Origin of the sequence: Nocardia sp. NPDC050799 (genome assembly GCF_040654015.1) — a bacterium.
In the GTDB taxonomy this organism is placed as follows: domain Bacteria; phylum Actinomycetota; class Actinomycetes; order Mycobacteriales; family Mycobacteriaceae; genus Nocardia.
In genome coordinates, this window is the sequence record NZ_JBFAHF010000002.1 from 1 (window position 1) to 22,786 (window position 22,786).

Annotated in this window: 25 protein-coding genes; 10 read left to right on the top strand and 15 right to left on the bottom strand. The window is 70.1% G+C overall.

Annotated features, from left to right (window positions below; genetic code table 11):
- Positions 1 to 246: 246 nt before the first annotated feature.
- On the top strand, positions 247 to 2,178 hold the full coding sequence (locus AB0H42_RS02550) for an N-6 DNA methylase (protein ID WP_357048704.1): 1,932 nt from the start codon (positions 247 to 249) through the stop codon (positions 2,176 to 2,178).
- Between the two features lie 6 nt (positions 2,179 to 2,184).
- Here AB0H42_RS02550 and AB0H42_RS02555 read toward each other — a convergent pair whose 3' ends face one another.
- The 4 genes from AB0H42_RS02555 to sigJ all read right to left on the bottom strand — a co-directional run bounded on the left by AB0H42_RS02555 (position 2,185) and on the right by sigJ (position 4,749).
- Positions 2,185 to 2,802 (bottom strand): TetR/AcrR family transcriptional regulator, encoded by a 618-nt coding sequence (locus AB0H42_RS02555; RefSeq protein ID WP_357048707.1) that lies wholly within the window; start codon positions 2,800 to 2,802, stop codon positions 2,185 to 2,187.
- A 65-nt stretch (positions 2,803 to 2,867) separates the two neighbouring features.
- Positions 2,868 to 3,053: a hypothetical protein gene (locus tag AB0H42_RS02560; RefSeq protein ID WP_265806706.1), complete on the bottom strand. Its 186-nt coding sequence runs from the start codon at positions 3,051 to 3,053 to the stop codon at positions 2,868 to 2,870.
- A 175-nt stretch (positions 3,054 to 3,228) separates the two neighbouring features.
- Positions 3,229 to 3,744, bottom strand: a complete 516-nt coding sequence (locus tag AB0H42_RS02565; RefSeq protein WP_030524033.1) for a gamma carbonic anhydrase family protein — start codon at positions 3,742 to 3,744, stop codon at positions 3,229 to 3,231.
- 72 nt (positions 3,745 to 3,816) lie between these two features.
- Positions 3,817 to 4,749, bottom strand: coding sequence for an RNA polymerase sigma factor SigJ (gene sigJ, locus AB0H42_RS02570; RefSeq protein ID WP_357048710.1), 933 nt, complete (start codon positions 4,747 to 4,749; stop codon positions 3,817 to 3,819).
- Positions 4,750 to 4,974: 225 nt separating this feature from the next.
- Between sigJ and AB0H42_RS02575 the strand changes: the two genes are divergently transcribed.
- Positions 4,975 to 5,940: a cobalamin biosynthesis protein gene (locus tag AB0H42_RS02575; protein ID WP_357048713.1), complete on the top strand. Its 966-nt coding sequence runs from the start codon at positions 4,975 to 4,977 to the stop codon at positions 5,938 to 5,940.
- Between the two features lie 99 nt (positions 5,941 to 6,039).
- Here the strand turns inward: AB0H42_RS02575 and AB0H42_RS02580 are convergent, their stop codons facing one another.
- Both AB0H42_RS02580 and AB0H42_RS02585 read right to left on the bottom strand, forming a co-directional pair.
- Positions 6,040 to 6,906 (bottom strand): SURF1 family cytochrome oxidase biogenesis protein, encoded by an 867-nt coding sequence (locus AB0H42_RS02580; protein WP_357048716.1) that lies wholly within the window; start codon positions 6,904 to 6,906, stop codon positions 6,040 to 6,042.
- Positions 6,906 to 7,412, bottom strand: coding sequence for a low molecular weight protein-tyrosine-phosphatase (locus AB0H42_RS02585; protein ID WP_357048719.1), 507 nt, complete (start codon positions 7,410 to 7,412; stop codon positions 6,906 to 6,908). Before AB0H42_RS02585 ends, AB0H42_RS02580 begins: the two co-directional genes overlap by 1 nt.
- A gap of 43 nt (positions 7,413 to 7,455) precedes the next feature.
- Here AB0H42_RS02585 and cobC point away from each other — a divergent pair, with 43 nt between their 5' ends.
- The 4 genes from cobC (at position 7,456) to AB0H42_RS02605 (ending at position 11,780) form a co-directional block, all read left to right on the top strand.
- Positions 7,456 to 8,499: an Rv2231c family pyridoxal phosphate-dependent protein CobC gene (cobC, locus tag AB0H42_RS02590; RefSeq protein ID WP_357048722.1), complete on the top strand. Its 1,044-nt coding sequence runs from the start codon at positions 7,456 to 7,458 to the stop codon at positions 8,497 to 8,499.
- Positions 8,500 to 8,597: 98 nt separating this feature from the next.
- Positions 8,598 to 9,719, top strand: coding sequence for a Nif3-like dinuclear metal center hexameric protein (locus tag AB0H42_RS02595; RefSeq protein ID WP_357048725.1), 1,122 nt, complete (start codon positions 8,598 to 8,600; stop codon positions 9,717 to 9,719).
- Between the two features lie 115 nt (positions 9,720 to 9,834).
- Positions 9,835 to 10,572, top strand: coding sequence for a C4-type zinc ribbon domain-containing protein (locus tag AB0H42_RS02600; RefSeq protein ID WP_357048728.1), 738 nt, complete (start codon positions 9,835 to 9,837; stop codon positions 10,570 to 10,572).
- Positions 10,573 to 10,619: 47 nt separating this feature from the next.
- Entirely contained in the window at positions 10,620 to 11,780 is a 1,161-nt protein-coding gene (locus AB0H42_RS02605) for a bifunctional RNase H/acid phosphatase (protein WP_357048731.1), read from the top strand.
- Between the two features lie 139 nt (positions 11,781 to 11,919).
- On the opposite strand, the gene AB0H42_RS02610 is transcribed toward AB0H42_RS02605, so the two are convergent.
- On the bottom strand, positions 11,920 to 12,054 hold the full coding sequence (locus AB0H42_RS02610; protein ID WP_357048734.1) for a type II toxin-antitoxin system YoeB family toxin: 135 nt from the start codon (positions 12,052 to 12,054) through the stop codon (positions 11,920 to 11,922).
- 75 nt (positions 12,055 to 12,129) lie between these two features.
- A complete protein-coding gene (locus AB0H42_RS02615) occupies positions 12,130 to 12,963 on the bottom strand; it encodes a helix-turn-helix transcriptional regulator (RefSeq protein WP_357048737.1) in 834 nt (277 codons plus the stop codon).
- 121 nt (positions 12,964 to 13,084) lie between these two features.
- On the opposite strand from AB0H42_RS02615, the gene AB0H42_RS02620 reads away from it, so the two are divergent.
- The gene (locus tag AB0H42_RS02620) at positions 13,085 to 13,495 is read left to right on the top strand and encodes a hypothetical protein (RefSeq protein WP_357048740.1); all 411 of its coding nucleotides are present in this window, start codon (positions 13,085 to 13,087) and stop codon (positions 13,493 to 13,495) included.
- 7 nt (positions 13,496 to 13,502) lie between these two features.
- Here the strand turns inward: AB0H42_RS02620 and AB0H42_RS02625 are convergent, their stop codons facing one another.
- The 4 genes from AB0H42_RS02625 to AB0H42_RS02640 are packed head-to-tail and all read right to left on the bottom strand — an operon-like array spanning position 13,503 to position 16,583.
- Entirely contained in the window at positions 13,503 to 14,552 is a 1,050-nt protein-coding gene (locus tag AB0H42_RS02625; RefSeq protein WP_357048743.1) for an ABC transporter ATP-binding protein, read from the bottom strand.
- Complete coding sequence (gene modB / locus AB0H42_RS02630) at positions 14,549 to 15,352, bottom strand: molybdate ABC transporter permease subunit (RefSeq protein ID WP_357049523.1); 804 nt, start codon at positions 15,350 to 15,352, stop codon at positions 14,549 to 14,551. The genes AB0H42_RS02625 and modB overlap by 4 nt, the downstream gene beginning before the upstream one ends.
- A 32-nt stretch (positions 15,353 to 15,384) precedes the next feature.
- The gene (modA, locus tag AB0H42_RS02635; RefSeq protein WP_357048746.1) at positions 15,385 to 16,182 is read right to left on the bottom strand and encodes a molybdate ABC transporter substrate-binding protein; all 798 of its coding nucleotides are present in this window, start codon (positions 16,180 to 16,182) and stop codon (positions 15,385 to 15,387) included.
- A 2-nt stretch (positions 16,183 to 16,184) separates the two neighbouring features.
- Positions 16,185 to 16,583 (bottom strand): helix-turn-helix transcriptional regulator, encoded by a 399-nt coding sequence (locus AB0H42_RS02640; protein WP_357048749.1) that lies wholly within the window; start codon positions 16,581 to 16,583, stop codon positions 16,185 to 16,187.
- Positions 16,584 to 17,117: 534 nt separating this feature from the next.
- On the opposite strand from AB0H42_RS02640, the gene AB0H42_RS02645 reads away from it, so the two are divergent.
- A complete protein-coding gene (locus tag AB0H42_RS02645; protein ID WP_357048752.1) occupies positions 17,118 to 17,531 on the top strand; it encodes a Fic family protein in 414 nt (137 codons plus the stop codon).
- Positions 17,532 to 17,672: 141 nt separating this feature from the next.
- Here the strand turns inward: AB0H42_RS02645 and AB0H42_RS02650 are convergent, their stop codons facing one another.
- Complete coding sequence (locus AB0H42_RS02650; RefSeq protein ID WP_357048755.1) at positions 17,673 to 18,158, bottom strand: GNAT family N-acetyltransferase; 486 nt, start codon at positions 18,156 to 18,158, stop codon at positions 17,673 to 17,675.
- Between the two features lie 305 nt (positions 18,159 to 18,463).
- On the opposite strand from AB0H42_RS02650, the gene AB0H42_RS02655 reads away from it, so the two are divergent.
- Complete coding sequence (locus AB0H42_RS02655; protein WP_357048758.1) at positions 18,464 to 19,594, top strand: M20 family metallopeptidase; 1,131 nt, start codon at positions 18,464 to 18,466, stop codon at positions 19,592 to 19,594.
- A gap of 237 nt (positions 19,595 to 19,831) precedes the next feature.
- Here the strand turns inward: AB0H42_RS02655 and AB0H42_RS02660 are convergent, their stop codons facing one another.
- Positions 19,832 to 20,584 (bottom strand): SDR family oxidoreductase, encoded by a 753-nt coding sequence (locus tag AB0H42_RS02660; protein WP_357048761.1) that lies wholly within the window; start codon positions 20,582 to 20,584, stop codon positions 19,832 to 19,834.
- A gap of 322 nt (positions 20,585 to 20,906) precedes the next feature.
- Here AB0H42_RS02660 and AB0H42_RS02665 point away from each other — a divergent pair, with 322 nt between their 5' ends.
- The gene (locus tag AB0H42_RS02665) at positions 20,907 to 21,356 is read left to right on the top strand and encodes a DUF4870 domain-containing protein (protein WP_357048764.1); all 450 of its coding nucleotides are present in this window, start codon (positions 20,907 to 20,909) and stop codon (positions 21,354 to 21,356) included.
- Between the two features lie 145 nt (positions 21,357 to 21,501).
- On the opposite strand, the gene AB0H42_RS02670 is transcribed toward AB0H42_RS02665, so the two are convergent.
- Positions 21,502 to 22,786 (bottom strand): WD40 repeat domain-containing protein (locus AB0H42_RS02670; RefSeq protein ID WP_357048767.1); only part of this gene is annotated, 1,285 nt, incomplete at its 5' end.

Genomic DNA, 22,786 nt, shown 5'->3' on the forward strand with positions numbered 1-22,786 from the left:
GCCGTTTCGGCCTCGAGACTCGCGCCTACGGCGCATGCGCTTCGAGGCCGAAACGGCGAGACGGGCCTCAACCCTTGGAGGTGTCTCGTAAAACTCGACGCATGCGGGTTGCGTCGGCATTCGACGGCCGGGTCGGCATGCGGACTCGCTTTTGAGGTTGGTCGCGGCCGGGGCAGGACCGCGCCCACAGAGGGCACTTCCTCCGAAAGCGTCTGGTCAGGGGCCGCGGTCGACGACAATGCGCAGATGGGACGCGATGGAGCGGGGGCTCGCGAGCGCAAACGTCACGGTCGGCATTACACGCCCGCGACGCTTGCGGGTTTTCTGGCCGGCCGGGTGGCCGCGCGGATCGACTCGGCCGGGCCGGTGCGGGTGCTGGACCCGGCCTGTGGGTCCGGGGAGCTGTTGTTCGCAATCCGGGACGCACTGGCCGGCCGGCTGCCGGGGGCACCGGTGGTATTGGTGGGGTACGACCTGGATCCGGTGGGGTTGGCCTTGGCGCGGCGGCGGGCGGCGGGGTCGGGGGTGGAGGCCGAATGGCGGCAATCCGATTTCCTGGCCGACTGCGCGGGGTTGCCGGCCGGGTCGTTCGACGCGGTGATCGCCAATCCGCCCTATGTCCGGACCCAGCAGTTGGGTGGGGCGGCGGCGCAGGCACTACGGGGGCAGTTCGGGTTGCGGGGGCGCATCGATCTGACGCATCCGTTCGTCGCGGCGCTGCCGCGGCTGATGGCTCCGGGCGGGGTACTGGGTCTGCTGTGCGCGAATCGGTTCCTGACCACGAAGGCGGGGGCGAATCTGCGGGCGCTGCTGCTGACGGATCTGACACCGGTGGAGCTGTACGACCTGGGCGATACCAAGCTGTTCGAGGCGGCGGTACTGCCGGCTGTGACGATCGCCGTACGCGGCGCGGCGCGGGGGGACTGCCGGTACGTCTCGGTCTACGAGGAGGAGGCCGGGATTGCGCCGGACCCGGAATCCACGGACCCGGCAACCTCGGGCCCGGCAACTTCGGGCCGGGCAACGGCAACTTCGGGCCGGGCAACGCTGGGCCCGGAAATTGCGGGCGGAGAAATCGTAGGCCCGGCGATCGTGCACCCGGCAATCGCGGGAGTGGGGATCGTGGGCGGTTCCGCCCGTCCGGCTCCGCAGCGACGGGGAGCGGGACAGAGCCCGGCCGGCCGCGCGGTGGGTGCTCGGGATGTAAGGCATGCCCGCGGATCGAGCTCCGGTGCGGGGACCGCGAACGAAGAGCGGGAACTGTTCGCGGCCCTGAGTGGAACCACCGACGCAATGGTGTGGCGGCAGGGCCGCCGGTTCGCGGTGACGGTGGGTGAGCTGGTCACCGAGTCCGGTGCGGCGGCGGCGTCGGTGGGGTGGCGGATGTCGCGGGTGGGGCACGACGACTGGTTGCGCGGGGTCACCGAGCGGATGTGGCGCACCTTCGGGGACCTGGGGCGTATCCGGGTGGGGATCAAGACCAATGCGGACAAGGTCTTCATCGCGGCGCACTGGGGTGATCCGGCGACCGAACCGGAGTTGCTGCGCGACCTCATCACCCATCACGATCTGCGGCCGTGGCGGATCGACCGAATCCGACGGACTCGGGTGCTGTATCCGTACGACCTCACGCGGACCCGCCGGGTGCCGGTTGACCTGGTGCGGTATCCGCGGACCGCGGCCTACCTCGAGCAGCATCGGGAGGTGCTGGCGGCGCGGGGTTATCTCACCGGGGCGGGCCGTGAATGGTTCGAGCACTGGGTGCCGCAGCGGCCGCATCTGTGGCGGATCCCCAAGGTGGTGTTCCCGGATATCAGCGACCGGCCCCGTTTCGCGCTGGACCGATCCGGTGCGGTGGTGAACGGTGACTGCTACTGGATTTCGCTGGCGGACCTGGGCGAGGACGCCGGCGCCGAGGATATGGCCTGCCTGATGATGGGCATCGCGAACTCGTCACTGGGACTGCGCTACTACGACGCGGTCTGCGGTAACCGGCTGTATTCGGGACGGCGGCGCTGGATCACTCAGTATGTGTCCCGGTTGCCGCTACCGGATCCGGGGACCCCGGCCGCGCTCGCGATCGTGCGCCGGGCGCGGGAGTTGGCCGCGGAACCGGAACCCGGGGCGGCGGGGCAGACGGAGTTGGACGAGCTGGTGGACCGGGCGTTCGCGGGGTGACCCGGGTCAGCTCGGGCTGTGCCAGGCGACCATGGGCAGCAGGGTGCGGCGGGCGAATTCGCGGCCGGCGGCCTCGTCCTGGATGGGGATCAGACCGTCGGGGGTGAGTGCCAGCGACAGCGCCAGGCGAGCCATGATCTCGGCGACCAGGTCCGGGTCGAAATCGTTGCCGCTGTCGTGCAGTTCCCGCAGTTTCGCGGCCAGGTAGGTGCGGCCGACGGCGAGGATCGGGCCGGCTTCGGTGGTGAGCCGGGGCAATACGAGTTCGGGTTCGGTGCGCAGCAGCCGGATCAGCAGCGGGTTGCCGGCGATGGCGGAGATGAAGGCGACGAAGATCTCCACGAGCTGATCCTCGGAGCCGGCCACCGTGCGCACCCGATTGTCGATCTTGGCGACGAAACGCTGCGCCTCCCGGACGGTGACCGCTTCGACCAGGTCGTTCTTGGATTCGAAGCGGCGGTAGAGGGTCGCGGGACTGATACCGGCGCGGCGGGCGATCTCGCCCATGCTGGTGCGTTTGATCCCGAAATCCAGGAACGCCGAGAGCGCGCTGTCGAGCACTTTCCCGCTGTCGGCGGGTGGCTCGGCAAGGATGCGTTGCAGAATCGGCGGTACGGGCGACATGGTCCTCACACCTTATCCGACACCGGATGCACCGGGTGACCTGCGCGTTGGTTTCGTGCCGGGTATCACTCCCGGGGCAGATCGAGTTCGGCCATCTCGTGTTCGATCGCGTTGGCCGCGAAATCGACTCCGCTTGAACGTAATTCGTGGACTCTGCGCCGCAGCGCCTCGATACCTCCTGGTTGCGCGGCGATATCCGCCACGCTCACCCGCCCGGCCGACCGGCGCGTCTCGGATTGCTCGCACGCCACCCGTCATACCTCCTGCCGGGCACGTCGCCGTGCCCACCTGGACGGGTCGCCCGAAACGCCGACACCTTGCAGGACAGCGGGTTTCGGGTCAACCCGTCTCCCCGGATACGTTGGTCCATGGTATCAGTCACCTACTGGACGCTTGTCCAATAACGTGTCCGGGTGGCGGCCGCGCTCAGATCTCCTTCGCCGATCGGTGCTCGGACATATGGTGCAGATACACCATGGCATTGAGCTCCACCCCGCGCTGCTGCTCCGCGGTGAGCTCGCGGCGGACCTTGCCCGGCACACCGGCCACCAGCGAACCCGGCGGAATCTGCGCGCCCTCGGGAATCAGCGCATTGGCCGCGATCAGGCTGCCCCGGCCGATCACCGCGCCGTTCAGCACGGTCGCGCCCATCCCGATCAGGCAGTCGTCCTCGACCGTGCAACCGTGCAGGATCGCGTTGTGCCCGACCGAGACCCCGGCGCCCACGGTGGCCGGGAAACCCGGGTCGGCGTGCAGTACGCAGCCGTCCTGGATATTGCTGCGCTCCCCGACAGTGATCAGTTCGGTGTCACCGCGCAGGACGGCGTTATACCAAATACTGACCTGGGCCCCGAGCTTCACTCGGCCGATCACGTTCGCAGTCGGGGCGATCCACGCGGTCTCGTCTATCTCGGGCCGGTGGCCACTGACTTCGATCCTCATATACGCAACCTAACCCGCCCGTTCCGGCGACCGGCGAGGCGGTGGAGACCGTGCGGCGCCGGCGGGGCGGCCTCAGCTCTCGCCGGAGTCACGCAGGATCCATTCGGGCCCGGCATCGGCGGGCAGATCACGCAGCTTGTCCGGATTGCGGACGACGTGGATGGCGGTGATCCGGCCGTCGTCGACGGTGAAGGAGAACACCCCGTGGTGCCGACCGTCGAACACCAGCAGTCCGGGCATGCCGTTGACCTCGATGGCCCGGCCCCAGCCGCCCGCCGCGGCCGGGACGTTGTACCAGCCGAGCAGCATCTTGGCGATGATCTCGGCACCCGCGACGGGTTTACGAATGGCGGGTACCTTGCCGCCGCCGTCGGCGGTGAGGGTCACCCGGTCGTCGAGCACGCCGAGCAGCGCGCTCATATCGCCGGACCGCCAGGCCACCGCGAACGCCGAGACGACCTTCTCCTGCTCGTCCGGGGACGCCGGGAAGCGCGGAGTCCCGTCCTCGACCCGTTTGCGGGCGCGCGAGGCGAGCTGCCGGACCGCGGCGGGGGTGCGGCCCACCACCTCGGCGACCTCCGGGCCCGACATGCCGAAGACGTCCTGCAGGACGAACGCGGTGCGTTCGGCCGGGGAGAGCGACTCCAGGACCACCAGAAGCGCCATGGTGACCCGCTCGTCCTGGGAGATCCGGTCCGCGGGATCCGCCCAGTCGGTCACGGTGGGTTCGGGTAGCCACTCACCCACGTACTGTTCGCGCCGCATCCGCGCCGAACCGAGCTGATCGAGGGCCAGGCGGCCGGTGACCGTGGTCAGCCACGCCTGCAGATTGTCGATGGGCGTGCCGCCGGACTCCTGCTGCCGTTGCAGCCGCAGCCACGCCTCCTGCACCACATCGTCGGCGTCGCTGAGGCTGCCGAGGGTGCTGTAGGCGAGTCGGCGCAGGTACGGGCGCAGTTCCTCGAAACGCCGGGCCAGCTCGGCGGGATCTTCTCGGTCGGTCACTGCGGTTCCCCGTTCGGTCGATGCCCGGCGGGCGGGCAATGGTCTCGCCGAGTCGACGACGGGCGCGCCCGGTCTGTGACATCGGTGCGGCCCGGTCGCCGGCGGTGGTGTGGTGATGACCGTATCCGGCCACACCGGCTGCCTCTGCCGGCGCGCATACGGTTCGTGGGAATCGCGGGTCGTCCCCGGCACAGCCGGCCGGCCGGTGCTGGATACGCTCACCTGGTGCGCAGAGGTGTTTCGACCGCGGCGGGTCTGCTGATCGGGTTCGCCATCGATCGCGCGGTCGGGGACCCGCGGCGCGGGCATCCGGTGGCGGGGTTCGGGTTGGTGGCCGCGTCCGTGGAGACGATGACCTATGCCGACCATCGCCGGGCGGGTGTGGTGCACGAACTGCTGCTGGTGGGGTCCGTGATCGGCCTGGGCGCGGCGCTGCGCCGGGGCGGTGCCGTACCGGTGGCGGCGGCGACCTGGACGGTGCTCGGGGGCCGCAGCCTGGCCCGGACCGGACAGCTGATGGCCGACCGGCTCGACGCCGGGGATCTCGCGGCCGCCCGCGAACTGCTGCCCGCCCTGTGTGGACGCGATCCGGCGGCGCTGGATGCGGACGGGCTGGCCCGGGCGGCCCTGGAATCGATCGCCGAGAACACCTCCGACGCCGCGGTCGCGCCGCTGCTGTGGGGCGCGGTGGCCGGTGTTCCCGGACTACTGGGCTATCGGGCGGTGAACACCCTCGACGCCATGATCGGCTACCGCAACCAGCGCTACCGGCGGTTCGGGTGGGCGGCCGCCCGCGTCGACGATCTGGCGAACCTGCTGCCCGCCCGGGCGACCGGGCTGCTCACCGCGCTGGTGGCGCCGCTGGTCGGCGGGCGGCCCGGCACGGTACTGCGGACCTGGCGACGGGATGCCGGAAAGCATCCGAGCCCGAATGCCGGGGTGGTGGAAGCGGCGGCGGCCGGGGCGCTCGGGGTGCGCCTCGGTGGGCGGACCGCATACCCGCACGGGGTCGAGCACCGGCCGGAATTGGGGGCGGGGCCGGCGCCCACGGCCGGCGATCTGCGGCGCGCGGTGCGGCTGTCCGAACTGGTGCAGTACACGGCGGTGGTTTCGGCGGCGGCGGTCGCGGTGTCGGGCGCGGGGCTGCGGGAGCGGATGCGCGCTCGTCGCACCCGGGCTGTGGCCGGGTAGTCCGCAAGTGCGACCAGCAAGCGCGAGTTGCCGCGCGCCGGGCCGGGGCGCGGCGTACGCCGCGACCGATACGTGCGGGTAGCCGTCCCGCCGCGCCGGTCAGGGGCGGGGGCGGCCGTACCGGTCGGCCAGGCGGGCCTCGGTGGTGACGGGTTCGGGGTCGGCCGGACTCGGCTCATCGGGCTCCGGTGCGGTCTTCGTCGTGGGCCGCTGCTTACGACGTTCGCGGATCTCGGCCCAGGCGAAATAGCCCAGACCCAGTGGCGCCATGATGCCGAACGCCAGCCATTGCAACCCGTAGGAGAGGTAGGGGCCGGCGTCGAGCTGGGGCAGCGGTACCGGGGTGAACGCGCCCGGCTGGTCCGGCGACAGCTGTAGGTAGGAGCCACGCTCACCGACCGGGAGCGGGGTCAGCGGCAGGCCGAGGACTGTGGTTTCCTGCGGGACGTCGATGGAATAGACGTGCGGGATACCGTTCTGGACCGCGGGTACGCGTTGCGGGTCGATGTTCTCCGAGACCCGGATCCGGCCCTCGACACGCCGCACGCCGGACGGCGGCGGGTCGATCGGGGGTGGCTGCGAGCCGTCGACCGCCGCCACCAGACCGCGGTCCACGAGCAGGGTACGGCCGTCGGTGAGGGTGAACGCGGACAGCACACCGAAACCGGGTGCGCCGTCGAGATGCCGCAGGCGGACCAGCACGGTCGAATCGGGTACGTAGGTGCCCTCGGCGAAGACCTTCCGCCATTCCGTGGCCGCGTCCGCCGCACCGCCGTCGAGAACCTCGGTGACCGCCACCGGATCGGCGTGCACCGAATCGGCGATCAGCCGGTTGCGTTCGGAGGTGGACTCGTTCTTGCCGAGCTGCCAGGGGGCCAGCACGGTGAAACACAGGTACGCGAACGCGACCACCACCGCGGCCAGGATCAGCCAGCCGGGACGCAGCAGGAAGGCGAGGCGGCGCATCAGGCCGCACCGCCGGTCACCGGCGCTCGGGCGGCGAGCGCGGCGTGGACCCAGGCGAGCAGGCCCGGGACCGCGGCCTCGATCTGCTCGCGCACGAGCTCGAATCCGGCGGTGTCGCCGTAGTACGGATCCGGTACGTCGGGGCCGTCGGCGTGCGGGTCGAAACTGCGCAGCAGGCGGCGGCGTTCGAGTGGGATACCACGGACGGCCAGGTCGCGGTCGTGTTCGGTGGTCATGGCGACGACGAGGTCGGCGTCGGCGTGGTCGGCACCGAACCCGGCGGCCCGGTGCCCGGTGGGGTAGCCGTGGCGGCGCAGGGTCTCGGTCGTGCGCGGGTCGGCGTCGGACCCGGTGTGCCAGTCGTGGGTGCCCGCACTACTGACCCGTACCCGGTCGCCGAGCCCGGCCCAGGACAGATGCGCCAGCGCGATCTTCTCCGCCATCGGCGATCGGCAGATGTTGCCGGTACAGACGAACGATATGTGCAGCTCACCCACGACAGCCATTCTGGCGGGTCGACTCGCCCGCGCGCCACGTAGGGTGCGTCTCATGCTCACCGAACATGTCGATTTCGCCGGGCTGCGTCATCACGGTGATGTGGAAGCCCAGCCGGGTCTGCTCGATTTCGCGGTGAACGTCCAGGGCACCGCGCCCCCGCGCTGGCTACGCGACCGGCTGGTCGCCGCCCTGGACTCGCTCGGCCGGTACCCGGCCGCCGCCGACGAGCGGCACGCCCGGGAGGTCGTGGCGGCCCGGCACGGGCTCGCGGCCGATCAGGTGCTGCCCCTGGCCGGTGGGGCGGAAGGGTTCGCGCTGCTGCCGCGGCTGTCACCCCGGCTGGCGGCGGTGGTGCACCCCTCGTTCACCGAGCCCGAACTCGCGCTGCGCGAGGCCGGGGTCCCGGTGCACCGGGTGCTGCTGGAACCGCCCTACGCCCTGGATCCCACCCTGGTCCCGGAACAGGCGGATCTGGTGGTGCTCGGCAACCCCACCAACCCGACCTCCGTCCTGCACCCGGCCGACATCGTGCGCGCGCTGCTGCGTCCGGGGCGGGTCGTGCTGGTGGACGAGGCCTTCATGGACGCGGTGCCCGGGGAAACGGAGTCGCTGGCCGGGGAGGCGGGAGAGGGGCTGCTGGTCTTGCGCAGCCTCACCAAGACCTGGGCGCTGGCCGGGTTGCGGTGCGGCTACCTGCTCGGGGCACCGGAGCTGCTGCGGCAGCTGGTCCGGGGCCGGGCGCACTGGCCGGTGGGCACGCTGCAGCTCGCCGCGATCGCCGCCACCGCCGCGCCGCGCGCCCTCGCGGAGAGCGCGGCGCGGGCGCTGGAGATCGGCGGGGATCGCGCGGCGATGATCGAGCGTCTGCGCGGCGCCGGGGTGGCGGTACAGACCCCGGCGGACGCGCCGTTCCTGCTGCTCGAGGTGGAACACGGGGAGATCCTGCGCGAATACCTGCGCCGGCACGGGATCGCGGTGCGGCGCGGCGATACCTTCCCGGGCCTGGGACCGGAGCATGTGCGGGTGGCCGTCCGGCCGCCGGCCGATGTCGAACGGCTGGTGGCGGCGCTGGGAAATGCCGGACGCCTGGTCTAGCGTCCGGTGCCGGTGGGCGGGCCCGCCGCGCCGGATCCGTGTGCGCGCGACATGATTGTCGCCGACTCACCCGAGAGCTCCCGAGAGAAAGGTGTGCCGTGGCCACCCTTGCCGAACTCGTCGCGACGCTGGAGACGGCCTATCCGCCGCGGCTGGCCGAACCGTGGGATTCGGTAGGTCTGGTCTGCGGAGATCCCACGGAGGTCGTGCGGCGGGTGCTGTTCGCCGTCGATGTCACCGCCGCCGTGGTGGACGAGGCGGTGCAGTGGGGCGCCCAGGCGGTGGTGGCCCACCATCCGCTGCTGCTGCGAGGTGTCGACAGTGTCTCGGCCGACCGGCCCAAGGGCGCGCTGGTGCATCGGCTGATCCGCGCGGGCTGCGCCCTGTTCACCGCGCATACGAACGCCGATTCCGCCGACCCCGGCGTCTCCGACGCTCTCGCCGCGGCCCTCGGCCTGACGGTCACGGGCCCGCTGGACCCGAAACCGGTGGCGGCGGTGGACAAGTGGTCCGTCCAGGTGCCGCCCGAACAGGCCGACGCGGTGCTGGCGGCGCTGTTCGCCGCGGGCGCGGGCGGCTCCGGCGACTACCGGGAGGCCGCCTGGCGGGTCACGGGGACCGGTCAGTTCCGGCCGCTGGACGGCGCGAACCCGGCGGTCGGCGCGGTCGGCGAACTGGCCCGGGTGACCGAGGACCGGCTGGAGGTGGTCGCCCCCGCCGACACCCGGGCCGCGGTGCTCGCGGCGCTGCGGTCGGCGCATCCCTACGAGGAGCCCGCCTACCACGTGACCGAACGGGCCGCGCTCACCGGACACCAGGGCCTGGGCCGGATCGGTACGCTCGCCGAACCGCTGACGCTGCGCGAGTTCACCGCCCGCGCCGCCGCCGCCCTGCCGGCGACGACCTGGGGGGTGCGGGCCGCCGGCGACCCCGACCGGATACTGCGCACCGTGGCGGTCTGCGGTGGGGCGGGTGACTCCCTGCTCGATATTGCCGCCCGCCGCGGCGTCGACGCGTACCTCACCGCCGACCTGCGCCACCACCCCGCCGACGAGCATCTGCGCCGGTCGGGTCCCGCGCTGATCGACGCGGCGCACTGGGCGACCGAGTTCCCCTGGTGCGCGCAGGCCGCCGCGGTGGTCCAGGACGGCCTCCCGGACCTGGAGACGCGGGTTTCCACCGTGCGCACCGATCCGTGGACGGTCGGTTGCGGCGGCTGACCGCGGCGCCCGAGGACGCGGCAGCGGGTTCGGACCCGTCCGCGACACCGCCGCCGCCGCGCGGAGTACGGTGGACGTTCTTATCCGTCCACAGCGTGCAGGGAGTTCGTTCGCGTTGAATGTCGAACCATCGATCCAGGCCAAACTGCTGCGTCTCGCCGAGGTCGACACCGAACTGACCCGGATCGCGCACCGGCGCAGCGTCCTCCCCGAACAGCAGGAGGTCGACCGGTTCGAGGCCGAACGCAACGCGCACAAGGACGCGGCCGTGGCCGTGGAGATCGTGCTGGACGATCTCGACCGCGATATCCGCAAGCTCGAAGGTGAGATCGAGGCCGTCCGCAAACGGGAGGACCGCGACCGGGGCGTCCTGGAAGCGGGTTCGGTCGGGGCGAAACAGCTGTCCGAACTGCAGCACGAGCTGGCGAGTCTGGAACGGCGCCGATCGGTGCTCGAGGACGATCTGCTCGAGGTGATGGAACGCCGCGAGGCCTCCGCCGCCGATCATGAGCACGCCGGTGCCCGGCTGGACCGCACCGAGACCGAACTCGCCGCCGCCCTCGGCCGCCGCGACGAGGCAGTCGCCGATCTCGATGTCGCCCAGCAGCGCTGCGAAACCGATCGCGCGAAACTGCTCGGCGCGTTCCCGGAGGAGCTGCTGGCGGTCTACGACCGGCAGCGTGCCGCGCACGGTACCGGCGCGGCGCTGCTGCAGGCCCGGCGCTGCGGAGCCTGCCGGATCGAACTGGACCGCGGCGAGATCGCCCGGATCACCAAAACCGCACCCGATCAGGTGGTGCGCTGTCCGGAATGCGGCGCGGTGCTGGTGCGGACCAAAGAATCCGGATTGTGAGGCCGCACCGGAGAGCGGAGTCCGAGTAGCGGGAGCGGGAGGCCGAAATGAGCGTGCGCGAGGTCATCGTCGAGGCCGACGGGGGATCCCGGGGTAACCCGGGGCCGGCCGGTTACGGGGCGGTGGTGTTCGACGCGGACCGCGTGGGGGTGCTCGCCGAACGCCGGGAGGCCCTGGGCGTCACGACCAACAATGTCGCGGAGTACCGCGGTCTGATCGCCGGACTCGAAGCGGCCGCCGAACTCGGTGCCCGGGTGGTCGCGGTGCGGATGGACTCCAAACTCGTGGTCGAGCAGATGTCGGGTCGCTGGAAGGTCAAGCACGCGGCACTGATTCCGCTCGCCGACCGCGCGCGGCGGCTGGCCGCGGATTTCGACCGGGTGACCTACCGCTGGATACCGCGCGCCGAGAACTCCCACGCCGACCGGCTGGCCAACGAGGCGATGGACGACGGCAAGCTGGTCGCCGAGGTGCACGCGGCCGACCCGGCCGCGGTGCGACCCGCCGCCCCGGGGTCCGGCGCCGACCCGATCGCCGATTCGCAGAGCGCGTCGGCCCGCCTGTCCGGACCCGGCCCGGGCTGGACCGGTGCGGCCGGTCGCCCGACCAGGTTGCTGCTGTTGCGGCACGGCCAGACCGAACTGTCGGTGCAGCGGCGCTATTCCGGTCGCGGCAACCCGCCGCTGACCGCCGTGGGCCGGGAACAGGCGGCCCGGGCGGCGAAAATGCTGGCCGCAAAGGGCGATATCTCCGCGATCGTGACCTCACCGCTGGGCCGAGCCCGGGAAACCGCCGAGGCGGCCGGCGTGGCGCTCGGTATCGAGGTACGGGTCGTCGACGGTCTCACCGAAACCGATTTCGGCGACTGGGAGGGGCTGACCTTCCGAGAGGCCGCCGAACGCGATCCGGAGCTGCACGCCCGCTGGCTGGGCGACCCGGCGCTGCCGGCCCCCGGCGGCGAAAGCTTCGACGCGGTCCGGGAACGGGTGGAGGCGGTGCGCCGCGACCTCGTCGCGCGGTATCCCGGGGCGAATGTCGTTGTGGTAAGCCATGTGACGCCGATCAAAACGCTGCTCCAGCTGGCGCTGGGGGTCGGCCCGTCGCTGCTGTACCGACTGCACCTGGACCTGGCGTCGCTGTCGCTCGCGGAGTTCTATCCGGACGGCGGTTCGTCGGTGCGGCTGGTCAACGATACGAGCTATCTCTGACGTCGGTCGACGAATCGGGCTCGCGTCTCGGCAGAGAGCGCAGTGACTCGTGCGCGTATTCGGTGCCTGGGCTCAACCGGCCGGAGGGTCACAAGGCGGGCGGCCCGCGACGGTCAGCGGGCCGGTCTCCTTCCCGTTCCTATTTGTTGCCGTAGTGGTAGCGCGCTTGCCTCACGACCACTGTGGTCTCGTCATCGTCGGTGACGATGGCATAGACAAGCCGATGCTCCGCGTCGACACGGCGGGGCCGGACAGTGGCGGCGAAGTACTTCAACCCTGGTTCTCACGCTCTCGTCGGGGGAGACTCCGGCAGGTCAGGCCGGCGCCGCCCGCGATGTGGTCGCGCTCCTCAGCCGAGGGCACCCGCGGTGAGCGCGCCGGCCCGGTCCCGGAGGAACCGTGCCGTGAACTCGTCGAGCGGGTAGAAGAATTCGACCGCCAGCTCCGACAGTGTCACGTCCGCGGGCGCGCCGAAGGTGGCCATGGTGCCGAACAGCGAGAGTTCACCGTGCGGGGTGCGCACCCGGATCGGGACCTGGAACGGACCGGAATCGGCGCCGCCTGTCTCCGCGAGGCCGGAATCGACCGCAGGATAGCCGCTGACCTCGTCGTAGAGGTCGCGTAACCGGGGGTCGCCGGTGGTGCCGGCCTGCCGGGCCAGCCGTTCCAGCAACTGTTCGCGCACCTGGCGGGGGTTGGCGAGCCGGCCGGCGAGGCCTTCGGGATGCAGGACCAGCCGATAGACGTTCGGCGGCCGGTCGGCCGGCAGGCACAAGGGCACGCCGTCGGTGAGTACCGCCAGTGCCGAATTGGCGGTGACCACATCCCACCAGCGGTCGACCGCTACCGCCGGATAGGGCTCATGGGCGGCGAGCATATGCTCCAGGGCCGCCCGTGCCGAGGCGAGATGGGCGTCGTCGAGACTGCTCTCCTGGTAGACGGGCGCGAATCCGGCGGCGACCAGCAGCGTATTGCGTTCCCGCAGCGGCACGTCCAGCGTCTGCGACAGGCGCAGCACCATCTCCCGGCTCGGCGCCGAGCGTCCGGTCTCCACACACGACAGATGCCGGGCCGAGGTGCCCGCCGCCAGCGCCAGATCCAGCTGGCTCAGCCGCCGCCGTTGCCGCCATTCCCGCACCAGGGCACCGACCCGCGACGGGCTCCCGTCCACACGCACCTCCATATTGTGAGCGTATCGGGGGCCGGGACGCGGTGGCCATGACCTCGGAGGTCATTGAACCGCTGACCGTCCGGCGGCACAGTCGGGAACGTAACCGTCAGTGCTGATCCGAGAGGCAACGATCATGACCACCGCGACCCTGTCCGCGCCCGCGACTTCCGGCGACCTGCTACGCCGCACCCTGCGCCTCGACGGCTGGGGCACCGGGGCCTTCGGTGTCCTGATGCTCGCCGGCGCCGTACCGCTGCGAGACCCCCTGGGCTTCCCGACCTCGTGGTCGGTCCCGTTCGGTGTCGCCATGCTCGGTGGCGCGCTGGTTCTGCTGCTCATCGCCGGTTATCCGGTCATCTCGCTGCGGCATGCGAGGGGGGTGGTCGCGTTCAACTCGCTCTGTGTGCTGGGGCTGCTCGCAATGCCGTTCTCCGGCCTGCTCGAGCTCACCGGCGCCGGCGTGGCGTTCGTCCTGATCGGCGCATTCATCGTCGCGGTATTCGCGGCGCTGGAGTACACCGGTCTGCGGCGGATCACCGGCTGACCGTGGATCAGGCCGGATAGCAGTGGATCTCGGTGGCCTTGAGTGCCGCCCACAGCTCCGATCCCGGCCGGATACGCAGGTCCGCCACGGTGGCGGGGGTGATATCGGCCAGCGCCGGAATCACCCCGTCGAGCCGGACCCGCACCGTGTGGGCGTGCTGTTCGAGACCGGCCACCGTCACCGGCCAGGTGTTGCGCGGACTGCCGGTGGGCCGCTGCGGGTGCAGGCCGACCGCGGACGGCGCGAAGGTGAGATGCACCGGGCCGGTGGCCGGTTCGGCGACGGTGAGCTCACCGCCCCCGGCGAGCCGGACCAGTGTCCCCGCCGCGGTCCCCCGGAACAGATTGAGTCCCACCAGGTCCGCGACATAGTCGGAGCGGGGCCGCCGGGCCACCTCACCGGGCGGCCCCTGTTGGACCACCACCCCGCCCTCCACTATGACGAGCCGGTCGGCGAGCACCATGGCGTCGAGCGGGTCGTGGGTGACCAGCAGGGTGTGGCCGGGGTAGTCGCCGAGATGGTGGGCCAATTCGGAACGCACCCGCACCCGGGTCGCCGCGTCCAGCGCCGCCAGCGGCTCGTCCAGCAGCAGCAGGTCCGGTTCGACGGCCAGGGCGCGGGCCAGCGCGACCCGCTGGGCCTGACCACCGGACAGGGCCCGGGGCCGGGCGCGCGTGTGCTCGGCCAGACCCACCCGCTGCAGCCACTGCGCGGCCCGTTCGCGGGCGGCGGCCCGGCGCAGCCCGCGAGCGCGCAGCCCGAAGGCCACGTTCTCCAGTGCGTCGAGGTGGGCGAAGAGCAGATAGTCCTGGAACACCACTCCCACCGAACGCTGCTCGGCTGGTACGAACGCTCCCGGCGGCGCATCCCATATCCGGTCGCCGAGCTGGATCGACCCGGCCGTGAGCGGGGTGAGTCCCGCCAGGGTGCGCAGGGCGGTGGTCTTCCCGGCGCCGTTGGGGCCGAGCAGAGCGACGACCTCGCCGGGAGCGAGCTGCAGGTCGAGGTCCAGTGCGAAATCACCGCGGGTCACCCGCAGTTCGGCCGTCAGCGTCACAGCACGCCCCGCAGCCAGCGTTCCCGGAGCGCGGCGAGCACCACCACCGAGACCAGCAGCAGCACCAGACTGAGCACGATCGCGGCGGCCGGGTCGGTTTCCAGCGCCAGATACACCGCCAGCGGCATGGTGGTGGTCGTGCCCGGAAAATTACCGGCGAACGTGATGGTGGCACCGAATTCGCCCAGCGCCCGCGCCCAGCAGAGCACCGTCCCGGCCACCACGCCGGGCAGGATCGAGGGCAGCGTCACGCGGCGGAAGGTCAGCCAGCGGGAGGCGCCCAGCGTGGCCGCGGCCTCCTCGTAGCGTGGATCGGCCCCGCGCAGCGCGCCCTCCACCGAAATCACCAGGAAAGGCATCGCGACGAACGCCTCGGCCACCACCACGGCCGCGGTGGTGAAGGGCAGTGCCACCCCGAACCAGTCGTAGAGGTACCGGCCGACGAGCCCGCGGCGGCCGAGTACCAACAGCAGCGCCACCCCGCCGACCACCGGTGGCAGTACCAGCGGCACGGTGACCAGCGCTCGCACCAGGCCGCGGCCGGGCAGATCGCCGCGGGCCAGCAGCCAGGCCAGTGGGATACCCAGCACCAGGCACAGCACGGTGGCCAGGCTCGCGCACACCAGCGAGAGACGTAACGCCTGCCCCACTTCCGCGGAGACCAACCGCTCGGGCAGATCCCGCCACGGTGCCCGGACCAGCAGCCCGGCCAGTGGAACGATCAGGAACACCAGTCCCAGCAGCGCGGGTGCGACCAAGATGATCGGCCGCCGGCCCCGGACCGCCCGGCGCCGGCGCAGTGCCGTCGCCCGGCGCCGCACCGGGCCCGCGCTCACGGCGTATCGAAACCGGCCGTGGTGAAGACCGTCCGCGCCTGCGGTGACAGGACGAATTCGACGAACGCCGCGGCGGCGGCCGGGTTGGGCGCCTGCGCCACCGGCGCGATCGGATAGTCGTTGATCGCCTTCTGCGACTCCGGGAACTCGATCCCGGTGACCTCGTCGCCCGCGGCCCGGACATCGGTCCGGTAGACCAGCGCGGCGTCGACCTCACCCAGCGTCACCTTGGTCAGGACGGCTTTCACATCGGGTTCGCGGGTATCGGGCCGCGGGGTGACACCGGCCGCGGCGAAAACCTTGTCGGCGGCCGCACCGCAGGGCACCTGTTCGGCGCACAGCGCGATCCGCGGTTCGGGACGGCCGAAATCGGCGAGCCCGCTGATACTGCCCGGATTACCGACGGGTACCGCGATCTCGAGCCGGTTACCGACGAAGGTGACCGGCCCGGCGGTGATATCGCCCGATTCGATCACCTGCTCCATATTGCGCGGCGCGGCGGAGGCGAACACATCGGCCGGCGCGCCCTGCCCGATCTGCTCGGCCAGCGCCGAACTGCCGCCGAAGCCGAACACCACATCGACCCCGGGATGGGCCTGTTCGAACTGCTCGCCCAGGGTGGTGAAGGTTTCGGTGAGCGAGGCCGCGGCGAAAACGGTGACGGTCCCGGTGAGCCCGTCACCCGAACCGCCGGAGTCGTCCCCGGAGTCCTGGCCGGCGCAGCCCGCCAGCACGGTCATCAGCACGGCCATCGGGGCCAACCGGCGCACCACGCGCCCTGTCGTCGTCATCATCGTCAACTCCCCGGGATCTCGACCACCACATGCGTCGACTTGACCGACGCGACCGTCACACTGCCCACCTCGATGCCGAGTTCGTCCACCGACTCCCGGCTCAGCAGAGAGACCAGCCGGAACGGCCCGGCCTGCATCTCCACCTGCGCCATCACGGTATCGGTGACCACCCGGGTCACGATGCCGCGCATCCGGTTGCGGGCCGACGCCGCCACGGTCACCCCGGGTTCGGGCGCTTCGGCGTGCTGCCGTGCGAATTCGGCCAGATCCCGGCCCCGCACACCTTTGCGCCCGTTCTCCAGCCGGACCGACGGGAGCCGCCCCTGATCTATCCAACGCCGCACGGTGTCATCGCTGACCCCGAGCAGCCCGGCGGCTTCCTTGATCCGCAGATACGTCACAATGTGGAGTATATATCCGGAGATGCGGGGTAAGAGCGGGAAAAGCGGCAAACCTCTCAACCCGCGGGCAGCGGCAGGATCATCTCGTTTTCGATGATCGCCGTCGGCTCACAGTTCTACCGTCCCGGGGCCGATTACCGCGATTCGCGGATCGGTCGACCGTTCTTCCGCTGCTCGGCCACAGCGGTACCATTGCTGAGCGAGAGCGAGAGAGTGAGGTGTCGGTAGTGGAGCGTCGTGCAAAATCAGAGGCAATGGTGAAGGAAGCGGTAAGGCGATCAGCTGTGCGATCGACCAAGGCATCGGCACGTTTGGAGCGGCGTACTGTGCCCACTGGTTTCGTGCGTTCGGAACGGGTCACGCAGTTCTTGGCCGAGCGTCGACACCAAGCCTGATGTCCTTCGCGCCGGGTTACGGAGAAACGCCGGTATCCGAGGACGAAGCGAGCATGCTGCTCTCCTCTGCGCGAGAGCTCTTCGGAGAGCCCGTCGGCAAGGCCCCGTCGACGACCTCGAGCAGGCCGTTCAGGCTTCGGTGACCGAGGAACTCCTCCTCGCGGTGATCGCCGGTGGCCTGAATGTGAACGAGCTGCTCACCGACCACTTCCTACGTGACCTCCACCGCCGCCTCTACGGGGACATCTGGATCTGGGCGGGTAGCTTCCGCCGCCGCGAGCTCAATATCGATGTGGCTCCGGAACAGATCGCTGTCGAACTTCGTATGTCGCTGGAAACCATCCACTATCGCTGGAACTGCACCGACGATTGGTCGCCGCGCCGGCTGGGTATCGCTGTGCACGCCGAAACCGTCCGCATTCATCCGTTCACCGACGGTAACGGCCGGACCACCCGCTTACTCGCAGATCTCGTCTACGCCGCGGCTCAGGATGTGGAAAGTCCAGATCTTATGACTGGGACCTCGACAAGCAGCGGTACATCGAGTTGCTGAGGCAGTACGACCGGCACCGTAATCCTCTCGAACTCGCCGCGTACATCGGAACGAGACCGTTGGGGGAGTGACGTCCGGTCCGACTGCCTCGGCCGGCTACCGCGATTCGCGGATCGGTCGACCGTTCTTCCGCTGATCAACTCATCGACGCGCGGGCAGCGGCAGGATCATCTCGTTCTCCGGGCGGGGGTCGTCCTCGGCACACGGTCTGCTCGCCCCGGTGGGAGTGAACCCGGTGCGCAGATACAGCTGTTCGGCCGGCCGGTTCCCGTCCAGCACCCACAACCGCAAGCCCGGGTGACCGGCCTGCGTCGCCCATTCGATCACGGCGCGGACCAGCCGGTCCGACACTCCGGTCCGGCGTGCCCGCGGCGCAGTCCACATCGACACCAGTTCGGGACCGTCCGGGGTGACGATCACCCCCGCCGAACCCGCCGGTTGCGCGCCGAATACGGCCACGAAGAACGGATCCCGCCGGGCGGTCCACTCCCGCCAGTGCGGTTCGTCCCAGGTGAGCGCCTCCGTATGGCTGGTGGAGAAGGTTCCGGGTGCCGATCCGGCCAGTGCGTCCAATCGGACCAGGCGTGCGATGCGCCAGTCCGCCGGTCCGATCCGTCGTATCCGCATTCTTCGATGGTGCGGGGAATATTGCTGTGCGGCAAGGGATATAGCGCGAAGCGCGTGCACGTATGGCGACCTCCGCCGTGCGGCGGAACATCGGTTTCTTCGGCATGCCCGCCCGAGTGTCCGGAGTCATCGCGATCGCGGGGGTGGATCTTCGAGGGGCGTATCCGGTGCAGTCCGAGGGCGTGATGATCGTGGCCCCGGTAGAGGGCCGGCCGTAGCCGCTGGTCCGGGCGCGGCCGGAGGCGAACCGGGGCCGTCTCGTGTCGCGGAGGTCGCGACCGTCGGGATCATAGGAGGATCAGCGGATGCGTAACACCGACGAGCTACTGGACGCCGCCGCGGGAAAACTCCCCGCCATGCTGGACCGGTTCCGTCTGCTGGTGGACTGCGAATCCCCGTCGAACGATCCGCGGGGCCTGGAGCGCTGTGCCGCGTTGATCGGGCCGTGGCTGTCGGAGGCACTCGAGCGCCCCGTGCGATCGGAACGCGTGGGTGAGAACGTGCACGTCCTGGCCGAGGCGCCCGATCCCGGAGCGCTGATACTGGGGCATTTCGACACCGTGTGGCCGGTGGGTACCACCGCCGACCGGCCCTTCGAGATCACCGACGGCATCGCCACCGGCCCCGGCACCTTCGATATGAAGGGCGGAATCGTGCAGGCGCTGGCCGCGATCGAGCTCCTCGCGGACGCCTCGCAGGTGAGCGTCCTGCTGACCAGTGACGAAGAGGTCGGTTCGGTGTCGTCGCGGCAGTTGATCGAGGAGCAGGCACGGAAGGCCGGGGCGGTCCTGGTGTGTGAGCCCGGCGCGGACGGTGGTGCGGTGAAGATCGGGCGCAAGGGCCTGGCCGCCTATCGCGTCGCGGTCACCGGCCGGGCGGCCCACGCCGGACTGGAGCCGGAGCTGGGGGTGAACGCGGGCATCGAGCTGGCACATCAGATCCTCGCGATCGCCGGTCTGGCTTCCGCGAACACCTCGGTGGTGCCGGCGGTCCTCGCCGGGGGCACCACGGTGAATACCGTCCCGGAATCCGCGGAGTGCTCGGTGGACGCGCGATCGTGGTCGGTGGCGGATCTGGAACAGGTGGACCGGGCGATGTTCGCGCTCGCCCCGCGTCTGCCGGGAGCGACGGTGACGGTCACCGGCGGTATCGCCAGGCTGCCGTTCGAGGAGTCCAGTGCTCGCGGGCTGTACCGGGAAGCCGAGGCGGCGGCACGGGAGCTCGGTATGGCCCCTTTGCGTGCTGTGCAGTCCGGCGGCGCCTCGGACGGCAACTTCACGGCCGCGATCGGTGTCCCCACGCTGGACGGGCTCGGCGCGGTGGGTGGTCACCCGCATGCCCGCGACGAATACGTCGAGGTGAACGCCATGCCGGAGCGGGTCGCCCTGCTCGCTGCCCTCCTGGAGCGGTTGCGGCACCGGTCGCCGGCCGCGTGACCGGGAAGTGCCGGTGGCCGACCGGATTCGGGGAGGCCGTCGAAAGGTTCGCCGAGGGTGTGCAGCAGCATCGGCCGTTTCCGACATGAGCGAGCCGAAGTGCTCGGGTTCGCTTCCCATTCGTACCGCGTCCGCGCGCCGGGTGGCGGCAATCGGTCCGCCCGCCGCGGCAGCGGGTCGTTGCCGTACGGGCCGCGGACGGCCGGATGACCCTGGGCCGTCCCGCGGCCGTAGCCCTCAGTCCTTCGGCCCGCCGGCTACATAGATGACCTGCCCGGAAACGAAACCCGCGCCTTCACTCACCAGGAACGACGCCGTATGGGCGATATCCTCCGGGTAGCCGACCCGGTTCACCGGGATCTGCGCGGCGGCGCCCTTCTGGAAGTCCTCGAAATCGACTCCGACCCGGGCGGCGGTGGCGGCGGTCATATCGGTGACGATGAAACCCGGGGCGATCGCGTTGGCGGTGACCCCGTACTTGCCCAGTTCGAAGGCGAGGGTTTTGGTGAAGCCCTGCATACCGGCCTTGGCGGCGGAGTAGTTCACCTGACCGCGATTGCCCAGAGCCGAAGTGCTGGACATATTGACGATACGGCCCCACTTCTGTTCGACCATGTACTTCTGGACGGCCCGGGTCAGCAGGAAGGCGCCACGCAGGTGGACACCCAGTACGGTGTCCCAGTCGTCGACGCTCATCTTGAACAGCAGGTTGTCGCGCAACACGCCGGCATTGTTGACCACGACGGTAGGCGCGCCGAGCTCTCCGGCCAGCCGCTCCACCGCGGCGTTCACCGAGTCCTCCTTGCTGACATCGGCGCCGAGCGCAATCGCCTTCCCACCGGCGTTCTCGATCGCCGACACGGTCTCGGTGCAGGCGGCTTCGTCGAGGTCCAGGACCCCGACCTGCAGTCCGTCGGAGGCCAGCCGTTTGGCGACGGCCGCCCCGATTCCGCGGGCGGCGCCGGATACTACTGCGATCCTCTCGGTCATCAGTTCGAAGTCCTCTCGTGTGGGCAACTGTTCTTACGCCATCTAACAACGTATGGGGTCGCGGATCGAGGGGACGGCCGGACAAGATCTCCGCGCGGGCGCTGTGCGTATCGGACAGTGCTGGCCGGCGCACCGCTGTACTCCTGGGTTCGCAGAGTCCCGTCGGGCCGCATTGTGTTGGTCTGCTCGGCCGGACCGGAGGTGTCGCGGCGGAGAGACTCTGCCCGTTTATTCACCTAGGTGTGGGTTTTCTGCACTCCCCAAATGGGTAGTGCGCCATCTATTCTCGAAACATCCCACTCGCCAGGCAGTTTGGAATGTGATGACCACTCCTCAGTCCCCATACGATCCGACGACGGGCAAACCCTATCCCGCGCAGCCCCCGGCCGGCGGTCAACCGGTCTACGGCCCGGGCCAGCCGCCCTACGGCGGGCCGAATCAGGCGCCGGTCTCGCCGGCCGATGCCAAGCTCTGGGCCGCGCTGGCCCACTTCGGCGGTATCGTGCTCGGGTTCGTCGCCCCGCTCATCGTCTGGGTGATGTACAAGGACCGCGACGAGTTCGTACGCCGGCACGCGGTGGACGCGTTGAACTTCCAGATCGTACTGGCGATCGCCTACGTGGTGTCCGCGGTGCTGATGATCGTGCTGATCGGGTTGCTGCTGTTCCCGATCGTCTGGATCGCGGGCATCGTGTTCTCCGTGCTGGCCGGTATCGCGGCCAACAACGGCCGTGAGTACAAGTATCCGTTCAATCTCTCGCTGGTTAAGTAGCGGATGCTCCCGGGCCGGCGGTCGTTGCGTCGGCCCGGGAGTGTGCATGCGGTTCCATCACGTTCGGGCAATTGCGGCCCGGATTGTTATGGAGGTTCGCTTCTTCGCGGTGGATTCGCCGGCCGGGATGCCCGACGGATCGAACTCAGGTGTCACGTGGGCATACCTCCGGACGTGCATAGTCTCGCGAAATCCATTGCTGCCACTGCTCATCGGAGATCCCGGATGTCAGTTTGGCACAGAGCGCTTCCCGGTCGTGTGGGAATATCGGCACTCGGTCGATTCCGGTATCGGTGACGATCGCGAACTCTTGGTTCAGTTCGTCGACAGCGATGCCGCGCACCCGCGTTTGCTCTTTCGCGACCTCCGCAGGCGAGGGCAAGCCCTGACGCCAATGCCATACGGTGCCCGCGGTGTCTCCGATCGCGATCGTCGAACCGTTTGCGCCGGCGCCCACACCGCTGATATTTTCGGGCAGGAGCAATGCTTCTTCGGAATCGCCGGTTCGTGCGACTCGCACATTCCCCATGCTGTCGCCGGCCACAACGGTCGAACCATCCGCACTGACTCCCAGAGCGGTAACTATGTTGGGCACACGCAAGGATTGCTCGGGAGCGCCGGCACGTACGATCTTCACATTCCCTCGGAAGTCACCTACCGCAACGGTCGAGCCGTCCGCACTTATCGCTACACCGGTGATCATATCGGGCACACGTGCGGAGTATTCGGACCCGCCAGCACGGGTAATCGATATATTTCCCGCATTGTCACCCACCGCAACGGTCGAACCGTCCGCACTGACCCCCACCCCGGCGATCGTGTCGGGGAGGAGGAAAGTTCGATCGGGATCACCGGCCCGTACGACCCGAACATTCCCCGCGGCATCGCCCGCCACAATGGTCGAACCGTCTGCACCGACCCCCACCGCAGATACCCTCGTAGACACGCGCACGGATCGCTCGGGAGCGCCGGCCCGTATGATACGCACATTCCCCGCCTCGTCACCGATTGCAACGGTTGTACCGTCTGCGCTGATCCCCACCGCTGTGGGCGTGCCGGGCACACTCGTCGAGTGTTCGTAAACGCCGGCGCGCGCAACGAACACATTCCCCGCCTCATCACCGATTGCGATGGTCGAACCGTCCGCGCCGACCCGCGCACCGGCGACCGGGCCGGGCAGACGCAACGGTTGTTCGGGAGCGCCCGCACGTAAGACCCGCACATTCCCGCTGATGTCACCGACCACCGCGGTCGAACCGTCCGCGCTGATCCCCACACCCGTGATCGTGCCGGGCAAACGCAAAGCCTGATCGGAATCGCCCGCTCGTACGATCCGCACATTTCCCTCGAAGTCACCGACGACAACAGTCGACCCGTCCGCACTGATTCCCACGCCCGCAGCGATGACCCTATCGGGCACGCGAAGGGTT